A 16,688-nucleotide genomic window follows, 5' to 3' on the forward strand; every position below is an offset into this window, starting at 1 on the left:
ACGCGGTGCGGGGCGCGGCGGGTTCCAGTCCCAGGAGCAGCCCGGCCGGCACGGCGGCACGCACCGCGGGTAGCACGGCCACGCGCGGGGCGTGGGCGCGGATCGTCGCGCGGAGCTCGCCGAACCGTTCACGGGTGACGAGGTCGCATTTGTTGACGACGACGAGGTCGGCCTCCGCCAGGTGCGCCGCCAGACGCGGGTGGCGCTCCATGGCGTCGTCGAGGCCCTCGGCGTCGACCACCTGGATCATCCCGGCGTGCCGCACGACGTCGCGCGGCACGTCGTGGACCATCCGCGACAGCACCGACGGCTCGGCGAGTCCGCTGGCCTCGATCACGGCCAGGTCCAGACCCATCCCGGGATCGGCCAGCCGACCCAGCGTCCCGGCCAGTTCGCTGGCGTCGACCTCACAGCACACGCAGCCGTTGGCGAGGGAGACCATCGAGTCGACGCGGCCGGCCACGGCGGTGGCGTCGACGTCGATCTCGCCGAAGTCGTTGACGATCGCCGCGATCCGCAGCCCGGGCGCGCCGGAGAGCAGGTGGTTGAGAAGGGTGGTCTTGCCCGCGCCCAGGTAGCCGGTCAGGACCAGTACCGGCAACGGCTCGCCGGGGGCGCGGCGGGCGTCCGTACGCCCGTCACCGCCCCCGGCGAGGTGACCGTGCGCGAGACGGTTGCTCAGCGCTTCCACTCGGGCTTCCGCTTCTCCGCGAACGCGGACATGCCCTCGGACTGGTCCTCGGTGGCGAACAGCGCGTAGAAGGCGTTCTGCTCGGCGAGCAGCCCCTCCTCGAGCGTGGTCTCGAAGGAGCGGTTGACCGCCTGCTTCGCGGCGATCGCGGTGGTCTTGCTCATGGAGGCGATCTTGTCCGCGACCTTGCGGGTCTCCTCCAGCAGGTCGGCGGCGGGCACGACGCGCGCGACCAGGCCGGATCGCTCGGCCTCGTCGGCGTCCATCTGTCGGCCGGTGAGGCACAGGTCCATGGCCTTGGCCTTGCCCACGGCGCGGGTCAGGCGCTGGGAGCCGCCCATGCCCGGGATCACGCCGAGGGTGATCTCCGGCTGGCCGAACTTGGCGTTGTCACCGGCGATGATCATGTCGCACATCATCGCCAGCTCGCAGCCGCCGCCCAGCGCGAAGCCGGAGACGGCGGCGATGATCGGGGTGCGCGCGGCGGTGAGGCGCTTCCAGTCACCGAAGAAGCGCTCGAGGTAGATGCCGGGGTAGGACTTGTCCTTCATCTCCTTGATGTCCGCGCCGGCCGCGAAGGCCTTCTCGGATCCGGTGATGATGATGCAGCCGACGTCGGGGTCCGAGTCCAGGCCCTCGACGGCCTCGACGACCTCCTTCTCCATGGCGCTGGACAGCGCGTTGAGCGCCTTGGGGCGGTTGAGGGTGATGGTCGCGACCCGGTCGGTCTGCTCGACCAGGATGTTCTCGAACTGCTTCTCGGTCACGGACATGCGCGTCTCCACTCTGTGTCTGCCTACGATTAGTTGGAAGTCCTTGTAAAAACTCCGGGTCCGATGCTAGCCGGTCAGCGCGCGAGCGGCCCGCCGTTCCACAGCCCCGACCGTACGGCCTCTCCGTGGTCGACGGTCGCCTCGCGCGCCTCGGGCACGAGCGGTGTGTACCGCACGAGCGATCCCCAGTCCCGGTCCCAGTCGTGCTCGAGGTAGGTGGGCACGGTCTCGCCCTCGAGCAGCAGCTCGATGAAGCCGAGCGGCCCTCCACCGTCCCACGACTGCCATGTGTTGGTGGAGCTCACCGCGAGACCGCGGTCGGGAAGGACGCGGTATTCGGGCAGCTCGTGGATGCCGGCGTACTCATCGAACGGCCGCAGGCACGGCACGTGGAACGCCACGGCCCAGTCGGGCAGGACCGGTCGGGTGTCCCCGACCAGCTCCTGCATCGTCACGAGCTCCGGCATGCGCGGCGGGGTGAATGCGATCCAGCGCGACGGGTCCGGGTCGAGGTCGCGCACGACCAGCCGGATCGCGGTGGTGTCGTCGGGCAGCGTATCCACGGGCACGCGCAGGTTGCGCCATGCCGGGGCCGGGCCGATGTCCAGGGGAAGGACGGAGCCGGCGATCTCGGTGCCACCGCCGGTCGCGTACTCGACGCGCAGGGCGTCCGGGGCGAAGGAGCCGGCCACGGCGATGGTGACGAGCGGGTTCTCGTCCGACCGCGCGGGCAGCGGATACCAGTCGGTGGTCGTCTCGGCGTTGAACTGCGCACCGGTCTGGTGGCTGCCCAGGACGGGCACGCGGGCGGGGTCGAGACCGAACGGCAGGACGGCGTGGCTGCCGTTGATGCCCTCTCCGGCGCGGACACCGCCCTCGGTGCCGGCGGTGGTCGACGTGGTGTCGGAGCTCTCGCCGGTGCCCGGGGTGTCGGTGTCGACGTCCTGCGTCGCCGTGAGGTCGGTGGGGATGCCGTCGGGCTCGAACCGGATCGCCTCGGCCCCGGCCTCGAGCTGGTCACGCGGCTCGCTCATGGGCGCGAGGAGGCCCGCGTTGGCGTCCGGCTCGGCGAGGACCGCGTCGGCGATGCCGCACGGCTTCCCGGACAGTGCGCGCAGGTTCTGGAGACCCACCGAGTAGGCGGGGTACTGGTTGCGGACGGCCGCGGCCATGGAGGCGACGATGATGACGACGACGAGGGCGGCCGCGAGCCCGAGCGGGGCCCGCGAGATCTCGCGGGCGAAGCGACGGAGGGGCCCGCGGTCGCGGTCGGGCCGCTGCGGCCGGGTCCGCGTGACGAACGGCTCGCGGTAGTGCAGCACCAGCGCGGCCAGGAGAGCCAGCAGCATGAGGCCGACGAACACCGAGGACAGGGTGACCCCGGCGACGGCCGGCTGGGCGCCGCCCCACGGGATGCCGTAGATGGAGATGTACCACCAACCGTTGGTGGAGGTGAAGCTCAGCGCCAGGACGAAGAACACGGCGGCAAGGAACAGCATGCGGTTGCGTAGCGAGCGCGTCGCGGTGGGCAGGACCGCCATGGTCACGAGGGCGGCGAGCGCCGCACCGATGGTCGCGAACGCGCCGAAGTGGTGCGTCCACTTGGTGGGGTTGAGCGCCATGAACGCGATGGAGATCGCCGCCAGGCCCACGATGCGCCGGGCCGGCCCGATCGCCACGCCGGGGACGCGTCCCTTGCGGAACAGTATCGCCGCGCAGGTGATGAGCGAGAGGAACATGGTGAGCACCGCGAACCGCCGCGCGAGCGAGCCGTCCGGGGTGGGGTTCATGAGCCACTCGTAGCGCCACACCTCCTCGAACCAGCGGCCGGTAGGCCCGACGTCGCCGAGCAGAGCCGACGACTGGAGCGTGGTGACCAGCGGCTGGTCCAGGAAGATCAGGTGCAGTACCCCGAGCCCCGCGGCCAGCAGGGGTGCCACGGTCGGGACCCACCCGTCGCGCCGCGCCCGCCGGATGATGAGCAGCAGCAGCGGGCGCGAGGCGGCGATGATGACGGCGATGCAGAACGTGCCCGTCGGCGCCGCGGACAGGGTGAGCCCGCCGATGATGAATCCCGTCGCCGCCGGCAGCAGTCGGCCGGTCGCGAGGGCCCGTTCGAGCGAGACCCAGGTGGCCAGCACGCCGAAGGCGATGATCGGCTCGGGGCGCAGGCCGTTGTTGTAGGTGAGCCAGAACGCGAGGAAGACGGCGGCGGTGCTCCACCGGACGGCGGGCGCTCGACGAGCGGCGATGCCCAGGCGCGGGATGACCTCCCGCGAGAGCAGGATCCACGATCCGATGCCCAGAAGTAGGGCGGGCAGACGGAGCCAGATGCTGCCCAACGACACCGCGCTCATCGCGGTGTAGAGGTAGTACGGCATCCCGAACGGGGCGTAGGGGGCACCGTAGTAGCGGAAGACCTCGGGCATGTAGCCGCTGGAGACCGCCGCGCGCGCCTCGGTGAGGATGTAGCCGTCGTCGGCCGTGTTGGCGCCGATGACGTGCCACACGAGCAGGGTGCCCACGACGAGCACGTCCAGCGGTCGAGGCTTCCACCAGCCCGGCGGGAGGATCCGGCGGGCCAGCCGTCCGTCACGCAGGTCGAGCCGGTGTAGGGCGACCAGCGCGACGATGATGGCGAGGATGCCCACGACGATCGCGATCTGCTTGAGCGCCGTCGCCTGCGTGGTGTAGCGGGAGTCGACCGTGATGTCGACGGACATGCCCTCCGGGGCCGCGCCCTCCAGATCGGTGAAGACGCCCACCACCTGGGGTCGCAGGTCGCGGTCGATGCGGCCACCGACGCCCTGCCCGTCGACGGAGAGTCCGGTGAACTCGGCACCGATCGAACCGGAGTCGGCGATGACGCGGATGCTCGAGCAGCCGCCGGGCGCGGCGACCGCCTCGGTCGGAGCGGAGGCGATGAGGACGTTGCGGCTGCGCACCTCGACGTTCGGGCCGGCCACGGACACCATGAGGCCGCGCGCGCCGGCGTCCTCCCCCGCCTCGCGCGGCGCGGTGGAGACGAGGACCCCGTCCTCGCGGCCCTGCTCGCGCAGCTCGGTCACCGCCGAACACGGGAGTTCCACCTCGATGTCGAGCGGGTAGTACGCCACCAGGGGCGCGGTGACCGGGTCGAGGGTGCCGCCCTCGGGCCAGCTGATACTCGTCGTGGTCTGCGTGACGGGGAGCAGCGGCACGACGATCGCGAGCAGGATGCCGATCAGTCCACTGACAGCGGCGATGATCCCCCACCGAGGTCCCGACTGGGTTCTCTCCGGCACGACAGGGACCTCGCTGGCAGTCGATGGCATGGCGTCCACGCTATAACGAGGGGTCGACGATCCCCGAAACGACGAACGCGCCGGAGGGATAACCCTCCGGCGCGTCATGTCCGTGGTGGCCAGAGTCGGGATCGAACCGACGACCTTCCGCTTTTCAGGCGGACGCTCGTACCAACTGAGCTACCTGGCCATAAGACCACCGGCGCACCCGGTGAAACCGAATGCGCCGGTTGCCTCTGGCGACCCTGACGGGACTTGAACCCGCGACCTCCGCCGTGACAGGGCGGCGCGCTAACCAACTGCGCCACAGGGCCGTGCTCTCCGCACGAGAAAGAACATTAGTGGACGCCGCCGTCGATGCGCAAATCGGGCCCCGGTCCCCCGGTCGTGCGCTGGTCAGCGCCGCGTTCGAAACGGGGCGCCCCCGACCCCGAGGGAGCGCGGTGGCGCCACCGTCGCGAGGCACTGAACGCACGAGGTCCCGGCCACCTGCTCGGTGACCGGGACCTCGACTGTGTACCCCCTACGGGATTCGAACCCGCGCTGCCGGCGTGAAAGGCCGGTGTCCTAGGCCGCTAAACGAAGGGGGCCTACGCCACGTCCGGGATCGCCGGTCCGCAGCGCGCTCCAGTGTAGGGCACCGCCCGCCGGGCGGATAAACCAACCGGGAGGCGGGGCGGTATCGTGGCCGTCGCCCCTATAGCTCAGTTGGTAGAGCTACGGACTTTTAATCCGCAGGTCGTCGGTTCGAGCCCGACTGGGGGCACCACCGCGGTCGCCTGGTCGGCTGCTCGTCACCGATTTTGGACGCGTACGCCGACCACTGGGACACTTGATCCATGTCCGCCCCCACCGCCACCGCCTCCCCCGCGCTGCGCATCGGCCCGCTCGAGCTCGCGTCGCCCGTCGTCCTCGCGCCGATGGCCGGGGTCACCAACGTCGCCTTCCGCACCCTGTGCCGCGAGATCGAGCGGGAGCAGCAGGGATCGGTGTCGGGACTGTACGTGTGCGAGATGGTCACCGCCCGTGCGCTGGTCGAGCGGCAGCCCGCGACCTTGCACATGGCGACGTTCGCGTCCGACGAGTCGCCCCGCAGTCTGCAGCTGTACACGGTCGACGCGGAGTACACGTACGCGGCGGCCAGGATGATCGTCGACGAGAACCTCGCCGACCACATCGACATCAACTTCGGATGCCCGGTCCCCAAGGTCACCCGGCGCGGCGGCGGATCCGCGATCCCCTACAAGCGCCGCCTGTTCCGGTCGATCGTGGCGGCGGCGGTGAGGGCCACCGAGGGCACCGAGATCCCCGTGACGGTCAAGATGCGCGTCGGGATCGACGACGAGCACCACACTCACCTCGACGCCGGTCGGATCGCCGTGGAGGAGGGCGCCAAGGCGGTGGCGCTCCATGCGCGGACCGCAGCCCAGCGGTATTCGGGGGAGGCGGACTGGTCGCAGATCTCGCGACTGGTCGAGCACGTCGGCGCGGTATCGGACGTGCCGGTTCTCGGTAACGGCGACATCTTCTCCGCCGAGGACGCGGTGCGGATGCGCGAGCAGACCGGGTGCGCGGGCGTGGTGATCGGCCGCGGTTGTCTCGGCCGTCCGTGGCTGTTCTCCGAGCTGGCCGCCCGCCTCGCGGGCCGCGAGGCGCCGACCCCGCCCACTCTCGGAGAGGTCGCCCGGATCATGTACCGCCACGGCGAACTCCTCGCCGAGCACCACGGCGAGGACAAGGGCATGCGGGACATCCGCAAGCACGTCGCCTGGTACCTGCGCGGGTTCCCCGCCGGGTCGGAGAAGCGGGTGGCCCTGTCCGCCGTCCGCACCCTGAACGATCTCGCCGCGATGCTGGCCGACCTGCCGACTGACGAGCCGTTCCCCGCGGACGGCTACGGACCGCGTGGGCGGCAGGGCTCGCCGTCGAAGGTCCTGCTGCCCGAAGGGTGGCTGGACGACCCCGAGGACGACGCGGTGGCGCTCGCCGGCGCGGACGCCGAGAACTCCGGGGGCTGACCCCCGGGGTGACCCCGAGTTCACCGGGCGTTCACCGTGAGCGGAGATCACCGCGCTGACATGGGCGTATGCTGGCGGTATGCGTCTTGTCTACTCCGAAGAACTCGCGGATCTGGCCACCTCCATGGCCCGGATGTGCTCCCTCGCGACCGATGACATGGAGTTGGCCACCCACGCTCTGCTCCAGGTCGACCTCGTCGCCGCGGAGAAGGTCCTACAGTCGTCGTCGGAGATGTCGCGGCTGGCGACCGAGAACGAGGAGCGCGGTTTCGCGCTGCTCGCCCTCCAGGCCCCGGTAGCGCGTGACCTCCGCCAGGTGGTCACGTCGATACAGCTGGTGCAGGACCTGGTCCGGATGGGCACCCTGGCGGGCCACGTCGCCAAGATCGTCCGCCGGCGCCATCCCGAGCCGGTTCTGCCAGAGCCGGTCAACGGCTACCTAGCGGAGATGGGCCGCGTGGCCGTCGCCCTCGGCCGCTCGGCCACCGAGGTGCTGCTCAACAGGGACCCCGAGCAGGCCGCGACCCTGGCACAGCAGGACGATGCGGTCGACGACCTGCGTCGCCACCTGTTCACCCTGCTCACCGTTCGCGAGTGGAAGTGGGGCGTGGCCTGCGCGGTCGACGTGACCCTGCTGGGCCGGTACTACGAGCGGTTCGCCGACCACGCGGTCGAGGTCGCGCAGCGCGTGATCTTCCTGGCGACCGGCGAGTACGCCACCACCCCCGAGAGCGATCCCGAGGAGCCGTCGCCGTCGAGCGAGGAGCTGGTTCGCCGCTTCAACGAGACGGACCGTGCCTTCAAACAGCGGATGGCGCAGCACGAACCGGATGAGGACGAAGGGTCACCACAGGGGTCCTGACCAGCGGGTGGCGCGCCACACGCGTCACGCACGACGAAGACCGCCCCGTCCCGGGGTTCCGAGCCCGGGGCGGGGCGGTCTCGTGTGTGGCGGGATCCGGCTGGTGCCGCGAGGCGATCCGGGTCGTGGTCGGCTCAGCCGAAGCGGCCCGAGACGTAATCCTCGGTCTGCTTGTTCTCGGGGTTGGAGAAGATGCGCTCGGTGGAGTTGACCTCCACGAGCTGCCCGGGCATTCCGGTGGCCTCGAGGGAGAAGAACGCCGTCTGGTCGGACACACGGGCGGCCTGCTGCATGTTGTGCGTGACGATCACGATGGTGAAGTCGTTCTTGAGCTCGGCGATGAGATCCTCCACCGCCAGGGTCGAGATAGGGTCGAGAGCCGAACAGGGCTCGTCCATGAGCAGTACCTGGGGCTCGATGGCGATCGCGCGGGCGATGCACAGACGCTGCTGCTGACCGCCGGACAGGCCACCGCCCGGCTTGTCGAGACGATCCTTGACCTCGTTCCACAGGTTGGCACCGCGCAGCGACTTCTCGGCGACCTCGTCGAGGGTCTTCTTGTTCTTCACGCCCTGCAGACGCAGACCCGCGACGACGTTCTCCTTGATCGACATCGTGGGGAACGGGTTCGGGCGCTGAAAGACCATCCCGATAGTGCGGCGGACGGCGACCGGGTCGATCTTCTTGTCGTAGATGTCGACTCCGTCGAGCTTGATGGAGCCCTTCACCGAAGCACCGGGGATCTCCTCGTGCATCCGGTTGAGCGAACGCAGCACCGTGGACTTGCCGCAGCCGGAGGGGCCGATGAACGCCGTCACGGAGCGGGGCGGAACATGGAGGTTCACGTCCTTCACGGCGTGGAAGTCGCCGTAGAAGATGTCGACGCTCTCGAGGTCGAGTCGCTTGGCCATATCGGGTCCTTACTTGGTCTTGGGCGCGAGCGCCTTGGCGGCGAACGTGGCGAGCACGTTCGCCAGCCCGATGATGATGATGAGCGTCAGGGCAGCACCCCAGATGCGGTACTGGCCGGCCTCGTTGGGGTTCGAGAGCTGGTTGTAGATCAGCAGCGGCAGCGAGGCCATGTTGCCCTCGAACACGTCGTAGTTGTAGCGGGCCGTGTAGCCCACGAGGATGAGCACCGGCGCCGTCTCGCCCATCACGCGGGCCAGCGCGAGGAAGATGCCCGAGATCATGCCCGACAGCGCGGTCGGGACCACGACGCTGACGATGGTCTTCCACTTGGGCACGCCCAGCGCGTAGGAGGCCTCCCGGAGTTCATCGGGGACCAGCTTGAGCATCTCCTCGGTCGACCGCACGATGAGCGGCAGCATGAGCAGCACCAGCGCCAGAGCCACGGCGAAGGCGCTGAGGTTGAACTTCAGCACCGAGATCCAGACGCCGAAGATGAAGATGGCAGCCACCACGGACGGGACGCCGGCGAGGACGTCCACCATGAACGTCGTGGGCCTGGCGAGCCTGGAGTCGGGGTACTCGACGAGCATGATGCCCGCGGCGACGCCCAGAGGTATCGAGATGACGGCCGCGATCAGCGCCTGTACGAGGCTGCCGTAGATCGCGTGACCGACCCCGCCCGCCATCGAGGACGGCGCGACGAGATTGAACGAGTTGGTCCACCAGTTCACGTTGATGATCGCGGGGAAACCCGAGACGATCACCTTGAACAGCAGGGCGACCAGGGGGATGACGGCCAGCACGAAGCAGACCGTGAACACCACGGTCGCCGCCTTGTCCTTGATCTTCCGGCCACCGGAGATCGGAAGGAATGTGTCGGCCGGCTTGGCCGGTTTGGCGAGGTCGGGGGTTGCCTGGGACATCAGCCGTTGACCTTTCCACCGGACACCGAGCGCGCGATGAGGTTGACGATGAAGGTGAGGATGAAGAGCACGAGGCCGGCCGCGATGTACGCACCGGTCGGCAGCGGGTGGTTGAACTCGGCGCTACCGGACGCGATCTTGGAGGCGAAGGTGAACCCGCCGTCGAACAGCGACAGTGTGCTGGGCGAACTCGCCGCGCGGAGGATGATCAGGACCGCCACCGTCTCTCCGAGCGCGCGACCGAGGGCGAGCATGGAGCCGGCGATCATCCCCGACTTGGCGTAGGGGAAGCAGGTCATCCGGATCTTCTCCCACTTGGTGGCGCCCAGCGCGAGCGCCGCCTCCTGGTGCAGAGAAGGCGTCTGGCGAATGGTCTCGCGGGACATCGAGGTGATGATCGGCAGGATCATGATCGCCAGGACGACGCCGGCGGTGAAGATGGTGCCGCCGCCGGCGATCGTGACGTTGCCGTCGCCGAACAGGAAGAACCAGTTGAGGTTCTCGTTGAGCCACGTGGCGAACGGGACCATCCACGGCCCCAGGACGAGCAGACCCCACATGCCGTAGATGATCGACGGCACGGCGGCCAGCAGGTCGATGAGGGCCGACAGCGTCCGTGAGAGCCGGGGCGGCGCGTACTGCACCAGGAACGTGGCGATCCCGATGGAGACGGGCACCGCCAGCACCAGGGCGAAGACGGAGCTCAGCACCGTGACCTTGAGCAGGTCGAGGATGCCGAACGACATGTTCTCCGGGTCCGTGGTGTTCCACACGGACGACGTGAAGAAGTTGACGTTGTTCTGCATGAGCGACGGCGTCGCCTGCATGACCAGAACGATCCCGATGAGGGCGATGAGCGCGACGATGACCGCGCCCGCGAAAACGGTGAGCCCGCGGAAGATCGCGTCGATCCTCTGGGACGACCCGGCGTCGCGCAGGCCGCTCCCGCCGCCCGTGTCCGCGTCCGACGCCGGGGCGGTGCCGTCGGCGGGCCCGCCGGACGAGGAGTTCTTGCCGGCGTCACGGTCGACGGATTCGTGAACTGTCATGAGACCTTCAGTCGCTCAGGTGGGAAAGGGGTCGGTCACCGCGCCCGACCGTACAGGGGTGGACGCGGTGACCGGAAATATCAGGAGATTTCGGAGATCGCCGTCACCAGCTTCTCGCGGAACTCGTCGGGCACCGGGATGTAGCCCTCGGGCTCGAGCTGACCCTGGACGTCCTCGGACACCGCGATGTTGAGGAAGGACTTGACGGCCTCGGCGGTCTCGGGATCGCCGTAGGTCGAGCAGACGATCTCGTAGGTCGGCATGATGATCGGGTAGGCGCCCGCGGCCTCGGGGACGTAGAACGACGAGGTGTCGATGACCAGGTCGTTGGAGCCCTCGTTCTTCAGGGTGGCCGAGTCGATCGTGGTGCCGGCGGTCTCGGCGTTGAGCTCGACGCCCTCGGAGTCGGCCGGGGTGATGACCTTGACCATGCCGAGGTCCTGGCTCTTGGCGTAGGACCACTCGGTGTAGGTGATGGTGCCCGGGGTCTGCGCGACGGCGGCGGAGACGCCCTCGTTGCCCTTGGCGCCCTCGCCCGTGCCGCCGTTGAACGTCTTGCCGGCGCCCTCGGTCCACACCTCGGGCGCGGCCGCCTCGAGGTACTTCTGGAAGTTGTCGGTGGTGCCCGACTCGTCCGAGCGGAAGATCACGGTGATGTCCTGGTCGGGCAGCTCGACGCCCTGGTTCTCCTCGGCGATGGCCGGGTCGTTCCAGTTGGTGATCTCGCCCTTGAAGATCTTGGCGAGCGTGTCGGCCGACAGCGCGACCTCGACGCCGTCCAGGTTGTAGGCGATCGCGATCGGGCCGAAGACAGCCGGCAGGTTCCACGCCGGGCCCTCGCACCGCTGCTCGGCCTGCGTGTACTCCTCGTCCTTGAGGGGGGAGTCCGAGCCGCCGAAGTCGGTCTGGCCGCCGATGAACTCCTTGACGCCGGCGCCGGAGCCGTTCGAGTTGTAGTCGAGGGTGTGGCCCTCGCAGCTCATGGCGTAGGAGTTGGCGAAGACGGTCATCGCGTTGTTCTGCGACGAGGCGCCGGAGGCCTTGAGTGCGGCCTTGCCGCCGCACTCCGCGTCGGCGACCTGCTGAGCGGCCTGATCGCCGGAACCGGCATTGTTATCCGAGCAGGCGGCGAGGCCGACCGTCGTGAGGGCAGCGAGGCCGAGCAGAGCACCGGTGCGCTTGAGGTCCACAAAATCTCCTAGGTTCATCCGGCGGGATGCCCCACCGGTTCACGTTCTTGGCGATCTGGTCGCGGGGCCGGACCGCACACACCGGCCCGACGGGGAGAGAACCTAAAGCTCGGACGTGAACAGCCCCGAGGAAGTAGGTGAACCCGAGATGAACTCCCTGTTCGCGCGTAGTTCACCCTGCCCGCGGAGCCCTCCCGGCGAGGCCCCCACCTGGGGTGACACTGAGAACGGGCACCCCCGCCATCCCGGTCATCACCGCGAGGCGTACGTCACATCGCGGTGCTCGACCGTGAATCCGAGACGCTCGTAGGTACTGATCGCCGGGGAGTTGTCACCCTCGACGTAGAGCACCACCGACTCCGCGCCGACGGTGTCCTCGAGGTGCGCGACGCCGAGGGCGGTGAGTAGCCCGCCGAGACCGCGCCCCTGCTCCGCCGGGTCCACCGCGACGACGTAGACCTCGCCCTCCACCGGCTCCCCCGGCTCCGCGACGGTCTTGGTCCAGTGGAACCCGGCCAAGCGCGACCGCGGCCCCGTGACGTCGACGGCCAGGAACACGCCGGCAGGATCGACCCAGTCCACGGCCAGCCGCTCGTCGAGCTGATCACGACTCCAGCCGCCCTGCTCCGGGTGCCACGAGAACGCGGCGTTGTTGACGCGCAGGAACTCCGCCCGTGCGTCCAGGCCCGGCCAGCGCTGCCCGCCCTCGGAGGCGGCGTCGGCGAGCGTGCCGGTCTCGATCCCCTCGGCCGGGCGCTGGTCCGGCAGCGCCGGGACGTCGGCGGCGCGCCTGCGCATCATCAGCAGTTCGCGCGTGCGCGCGAGGCCCATGCCGTCTGCGAGACCCCGCGCGGCCGGCAGATCCCCGTGGGCCCACACGGCGACATCCGGTTCCGCCTCCAGCACCGCGCGCACGAGAGCGGTGCCCAGTCCCCGCCGGCGGTGTCCGGGGTGGACCACCAGCTCGGCGGACGACCCGGGTCCGCTGCCCGTCAGCTGCGCATACCCGGCCGGCCCGTCCGTGCCGGGAGCGCTCGCGAGAAAGTGACGGACCCGGGCGGACGGCGCCCGCAGCGCCCGTAGCGGCTGCTCCCCCAGCGGGGCCACCCCGTCCAGCGTCTCGGCCTCCGCGGCCATCGCCTCCACCCGGTCGGCGGTGGCGGCGTCCATGGATCGTTCATCGACCGTCATGCGTCCCCTCCCTCCTCGCGGCGGTCCGTCGGTCTGACCGCCTTGTACCCGACGTTACGGACCGTGCCGATGAGGGACTCGTGATCCGGGCCCAGCTTGGCGCGCAGGCGCCGGACGTGCACGTCGACCGTGCGCGTGCCGCCGAAGAAGTCGTAGCCCCACACCTCCTGGAGGAGCTGGGCGCGCGAGAACACCCGGCCGGGGTGCTGGCAGAGGTGCTTGAGGAGCTCGAACTCCTTGTAGGTCAGATCCAGGGGCCGTCCCTTGACGCGGGCCACGTAGGTCTCCTCGTCGATCACCAGATCGCCGACCGTGAGGAGGCCGCCGTCCGCCTCGCCCTGGGTGGAGCGTCGCGCGGCCGCCAACCGGAACCGGGCGTCCACCTCGGCCGGACCCGTCGTGGGCAGGAGGATGTCGTCCAACCCCCAGTCACCGCTGACGGCGATCAGACCGCCCTCCGACACCACCGCGATGACGGCGATGTCCGCGCCACCCGCCAGGAGCCTGCACAACGCCCGGGACGCCGCCAGATCGCTCCGCGCGTCGACCAGTGCCAGTGCCGCCCCGGACAGCTCACCCACCGACGAGGCGAGAGGGGGGAGCACCCGGACCGAGTGCGGGAGCAGAGGCAGGGCCGGGATGACCGCCTCCGGGTCTGCTTCAGCGGCGAGGAGCACTACGTCCATGTCGCTTCCTCTCCATCCGGGGCCGAAAGGAATACTAGCGACCCCTACCCCCGGAACAGGGAGTCGAGTACACCTGAATCCCATGAGGATCCCCCGACCCGCTCTCGTCGCGGTCGCCGCGGTGCCCGTGGTGGCCTGTGGTGCGTTCGCCGCCGAGGCCGTCTACGCCTCCCGGATCGAGGCGGACCTGTCGACCCGGATCGCCGCCCCCGGGGAGGTCGGGGTGCCGTCGGTGAAGATCGGGGGCGCGCCCGGGTCACGGTGGGTCGCGCCCGACACCCTCGCCTCGGCCGCCATCCGGATCGAAGGCGTCGAACGGCCCGGTCTCGGCCCCGTGGCGGTCGAGGCCGCGGCCACCGATGTCCGCGTCCCCGGCGACCCGGGCGCACCGCCCACCGCCCCGGAGGCGACGATCTCGGTTCAGATCACCGGAGACTCGCTCGGGCCCGCCCTCGGGATGCGGGACGTGCTGGTCGGCGCGGCCGACGACCCGAGCCTGGCCGGCGGGACCGAACACCGGGCCCGCGTCACCGGGACCATCGAGGGGACCGACACCCGTGTCTCCGCGTTCGTCGACCTCGTCGTCGACGCCCGAGGCGCGCACCTCGTCCCCGTCGCACCCGCGACGGGACCGGCGGGGTTCCCCGACGGCGACGGCGAGCTCGCGCTCCGCCGCACCGCACTGACCCTCGAGCCCGACGTCCTCCCCCTGGGCGCGACGGTCGAGGAGCTCACGGTCACCGGCGGCACCATCACCGCCGCCGGCGCCGCCGCACGCGGCGGAGCGCCGCTCGACGGCCTCGCGCGCCCCGGACACTAGACTCGCCCACATGAGTCGCGACGACGTACTGGTCAGCACCCGCTGGGCCGCCTCGCGCCTGGCCGACGACTCGGTGGTCTTCCTCGAGGTCGACGAGGACGTGACGGCCTATCACGCCGACGGCCACATCCCGGGGGCCGTCCCACTCAACTGGCGGACCGAGTTGCAGCAGCAGTACACACGCGACCTGGTCGACCGCGAACGGTTCGGTGAACTCATGTCCGAGCGGGGCATCAGTCGCGACCACACGGTCGTCGTCTACGGCGGCAACCACAACTGGTTCGCCGCCTACGCGTACTGGTACCTGCGCCTCTACGGGCACCGCGACGTCCGACTCCTCGACGGTGGTCGCATGCTGTGGGAACGCGAGGGACGCCCCCTCGAGACCGAGACGCCCCGGCGCCCGGTCACCGACTACGTGGCCGACCCGCAGGACCTGTCGATCCGCGCCTTCCGCGACGACGTCCTCGCCGGGCTGGGCCGCGACGGCTTCGTGGACGTGCGCTCGGTGGACGAGTACACCGGTCGCCTCGCCGCTCCCGCCGGGCTGCCGCAGGAGGGAGGACGCCAGCGCGGCCACATCCCGGGCGCGGTCAGCATCCCGTGGAACCGCGCCGTCACCCGCGACGGCACCTTCCGCTCCGACGCGGAACTGCGCGAGATCTACTCGGACTTGATCACCGACCCCGATCGGCGCATCGTGGCCTACTGCAGGATCGGCGAGCGGTCGAGCCACACCTGGTTCGTCCTCCACGAGCTCCTCGACCAGCCCGACGTCGTCAACTACGACGGCAGCTGGGTCGAGTACGGCTCCCTCATCGGGGTCCCGGTCGAGCGGTGAGGCGTCGCGCCCCGCGCGGGCGTGAGGCTGACTAGTCTCGATCTCATGTCTCTGCTGTCCCGTGCGCTCGGCATGGCCGGGCGGGCGTCCGTCGTCGCCGTCGGCGCCTCCATCGCCTCCGCAGTCCTCGTGGGTATCGATCAGCGTCGGGGGGCGACCCCGGAGGTACCCGATCACCCCGGCCCGTACTCCCCAGAGGAGCGCGAGGTGGCGGTGCGGATGTACCTCACCGCCCTCACCGCGCCGGCCGCGGCGTTCCGCGTCCCGTTCGCACCCGACTGCGTGCGGCGCGAGAACGGGATCAAGACCGGCTTCAACGCGGCCCAACTCCGCTGGGACCTCCACCTGCACCTGCAGTACTCGGTGATCCGTGAGGTGCGGGACATCGTCCTCACCGTGGACCCCCCGGGCCGGGAGGGCGTCGTACACGCGGAGTTCACGCTCGCGACCGTTCTGGGCGTGAAGGCCAGGGTCTCCGAGGACTTCGTCGTGCCACCCGAGGACTGCCTCATCCACTCGATCGACGCCCGCATCGCAGTGGGCTGAACGCCTCGGGGTTAGAATCAGGCCATGGTGCTCTTCTTCGAGATCCTCCTGGTCCTCTGCACGCTGGCCATCCTGTGGGCCACCTGCTACATCGTCTACCGCACGGTCACCGACGAGTCGTGACGGAAAGCGGCCAGCCGAACGCCGGTGACCCCACGCCGCCCACCCCTGACGGGGTAGGGGGCGAGTCGGTGGTGCGCGGGTCCGGGAACGCTGCCGTCAACGCCGCCGCGCAGCGCTCCGAGGAGACCGCCCGCCGGAACATCCCCGCGTTCTCCGAACTCCCTGTCCCCGAGGACACCGCCAACCTGCGCTTCGGGCCCGACCTCCACCCCGGCCTACTCGCCCTGCTACCCCTCGTGGGTGTCTGGGAGGGCGAGGGCGAGGCGGACACCGAGGACCGCGGTCAGCACCGGTTCGGCCAGCAGGTGGTGGTCTCGCACGACGGCGAGAACTACCTGAGCTGGACGTCCCGCTCGTGGACCTACGACTCCGGAGGCGCCGTGAACGACGCGGCCTACCGCGAGACCGGGTTCTGGAGGATCTCGGCGGACGACCAGCTCGAGTTCCTCGTGGCCCACGCCTCGGGGATCATCGAGATGTACTACGGCACCCCCATCACCCAGTCGGCATGGGAAATGGCCACCGACGTGGTCCTCGCCTCCCCCACCGGCCCCAAGCGGGGCGGCGCCAAGAGGATCTACGGGATCGTCGAGGGCGGCGACCTCGGATGGGTCGAGGAACGGGTCCACCCGGAGAAGGGCCTGGTCCCACACATGTCCGCGCGCCTGCGCCGCGTCGCGGGCTGACCCGAACGGGTCCCGGGCCGCGCAACCGACCCAGCCCCGAGTAGCCGACCCGCCCCGCGTAGCCGATCGGCCCCGCCGCCGGCTCCGCTCCCG

At 70.1% G+C, this 16,688-nt stretch carries 15 protein-coding genes and 4 tRNA genes; 7 read left to right on the forward strand and 12 right to left on the reverse strand.

Annotation, left to right across the window (positions count from 1 at the left end; all coding sequences use genetic code 11):
* From HMPREF3086_RS13080 to HMPREF3086_RS13105, 6 genes are all read right to left on the reverse strand, one after another.
* Positions 1–691: CobW family GTP-binding protein (locus tag HMPREF3086_RS13080; RefSeq protein ID WP_141764089.1), on the reverse strand; the 691-nt coding region annotated here is incomplete at its 3' end.
* Entirely contained in the window at positions 679–1,464 is a 786-nt protein-coding gene (locus HMPREF3086_RS13085) for an enoyl-CoA hydratase (protein WP_061228987.1), read from the reverse strand. The genes HMPREF3086_RS13085 and HMPREF3086_RS13080, both read right to left, overlap by 13 nt.
* 74 nt (positions 1,465–1,538) lie before the next feature.
* Positions 1,539–4,778, reverse strand: a complete 3,240-nt coding sequence (locus HMPREF3086_RS13090; protein ID WP_070722317.1) for an arabinosyltransferase domain-containing protein — start codon at positions 4,776–4,778, stop codon at positions 1,539–1,541.
* 83 nt (positions 4,779–4,861) lie between these two features.
* Positions 4,862–4,938: transfer RNA gene (locus tag HMPREF3086_RS13095), tRNA-Phe, on the reverse strand.
* A gap of 47 nt (positions 4,939–4,985) precedes the next feature.
* Positions 4,986–5,062, reverse strand: a tRNA-Asp gene (locus HMPREF3086_RS13100).
* A gap of 203 nt (positions 5,063–5,265) precedes the next feature.
* Positions 5,266–5,338, reverse strand: a tRNA-Glu gene (locus HMPREF3086_RS13105).
* 103 nt (positions 5,339–5,441) lie between these two features.
* On the opposite strand from HMPREF3086_RS13105, the gene HMPREF3086_RS13110 reads away from it, so the two are divergent.
* The 3 genes from HMPREF3086_RS13110 to phoU all read left to right on the forward strand — a co-directional run bounded on the left by HMPREF3086_RS13110 (position 5,442) and on the right by phoU (position 7,628).
* Positions 5,442–5,517 (forward strand) — tRNA-Lys (locus HMPREF3086_RS13110).
* Positions 5,518–5,587: 70 nt separating this feature from the next.
* Complete coding sequence (dusB, locus tag HMPREF3086_RS13115) at positions 5,588–6,766, forward strand: tRNA dihydrouridine synthase DusB (RefSeq protein ID WP_061228988.1); 1,179 nt, start codon at positions 5,588–5,590, stop codon at positions 6,764–6,766.
* A 79-nt stretch (positions 6,767–6,845) separates the two neighbouring features.
* Entirely contained in the window at positions 6,846–7,628 is a 783-nt protein-coding gene (phoU, locus tag HMPREF3086_RS13120; protein WP_061228989.1) for a phosphate signaling complex protein PhoU, read from the forward strand.
* Between the two features lie 134 nt (positions 7,629–7,762).
* Here phoU and pstB read toward each other — a convergent pair whose 3' ends face one another.
* The 6 genes from pstB to HMPREF3086_RS13150 form a co-directional block, all read right to left on the reverse strand.
* Complete coding sequence (gene pstB / locus HMPREF3086_RS13125) at positions 7,763–8,539, reverse strand: phosphate ABC transporter ATP-binding protein PstB (protein ID WP_061228990.1); 777 nt, start codon at positions 8,537–8,539, stop codon at positions 7,763–7,765.
* A gap of 9 nt (positions 8,540–8,548) precedes the next feature.
* A complete protein-coding gene (gene pstA, locus HMPREF3086_RS13130) occupies positions 8,549–9,463 on the reverse strand; it encodes a phosphate ABC transporter permease PstA (RefSeq protein ID WP_061228991.1) in 915 nt (304 codons plus the stop codon).
* The gene (pstC, locus tag HMPREF3086_RS13135; RefSeq protein WP_106385696.1) at positions 9,463–10,512 is read right to left on the reverse strand and encodes a phosphate ABC transporter permease subunit PstC; all 1,050 of its coding nucleotides are present in this window, start codon (positions 10,510–10,512) and stop codon (positions 9,463–9,465) included. Before pstC ends, pstA begins: the two co-directional genes overlap by 1 nt.
* 80 nt (positions 10,513–10,592) lie before the next feature.
* Positions 10,593–11,702 (reverse strand): phosphate ABC transporter substrate-binding protein PstS, encoded by a 1,110-nt coding sequence (gene pstS / locus HMPREF3086_RS13140; protein ID WP_106385695.1) that lies wholly within the window; start codon positions 11,700–11,702, stop codon positions 10,593–10,595.
* A 252-nt stretch (positions 11,703–11,954) separates the two neighbouring features.
* Positions 11,955–12,893: a mycothiol synthase gene (gene mshD / locus HMPREF3086_RS13145; protein ID WP_061228993.1), complete on the reverse strand. Its 939-nt coding sequence runs from the start codon at positions 12,891–12,893 to the stop codon at positions 11,955–11,957.
* Positions 12,890–13,579, reverse strand: a complete 690-nt coding sequence (locus HMPREF3086_RS13150) for a winged helix-turn-helix domain-containing protein (RefSeq protein WP_070722307.1) — start codon at positions 13,577–13,579, stop codon at positions 12,890–12,892. Before HMPREF3086_RS13150 ends, mshD begins: the two co-directional genes overlap by 4 nt.
* Before the next feature lie 82 nt (positions 13,580–13,661).
* Between HMPREF3086_RS13150 and HMPREF3086_RS13155 the strand changes: the two genes are divergently transcribed.
* From HMPREF3086_RS13155 to HMPREF3086_RS13170, 4 genes are all read left to right on the forward strand, one after another.
* The gene (locus HMPREF3086_RS13155) at positions 13,662–14,399 is read left to right on the forward strand and encodes a DUF2993 domain-containing protein (RefSeq protein WP_070722311.1); all 738 of its coding nucleotides are present in this window, start codon (positions 13,662–13,664) and stop codon (positions 14,397–14,399) included.
* A 10-nt stretch (positions 14,400–14,409) separates the two neighbouring features.
* Positions 14,410–15,240, forward strand: coding sequence for a sulfurtransferase (locus HMPREF3086_RS13160; protein WP_070722313.1), 831 nt, complete (start codon positions 14,410–14,412; stop codon positions 15,238–15,240).
* 45 nt (positions 15,241–15,285) lie between these two features.
* Positions 15,286–15,786 carry a DUF8021 domain-containing protein gene (locus HMPREF3086_RS13165; RefSeq protein WP_070722315.1) on the forward strand — a complete coding sequence of 167 codons (501 nt, stop codon included), beginning with the start codon at positions 15,286–15,288 and terminating at the stop codon, positions 15,784–15,786.
* 119 nt (positions 15,787–15,905) lie between these two features.
* Positions 15,906–16,595 carry a heme-binding beta-barrel domain-containing protein gene (locus HMPREF3086_RS13170; protein WP_174521546.1) on the forward strand — a complete coding sequence of 230 codons (690 nt, stop codon included), beginning with the start codon at positions 15,906–15,908 and terminating at the stop codon, positions 16,593–16,595.
* The last annotated feature ends 93 nt before the right edge of the window (positions 16,596–16,688 follow it).

Origin of the sequence: Dietzia sp. HMSC21D01, from assembly GCF_001815995.1 — a bacterium.
Lineage (GTDB): Bacteria > Actinomycetota > Actinomycetes > Mycobacteriales > Mycobacteriaceae > Dietzia > Dietzia cinnamea.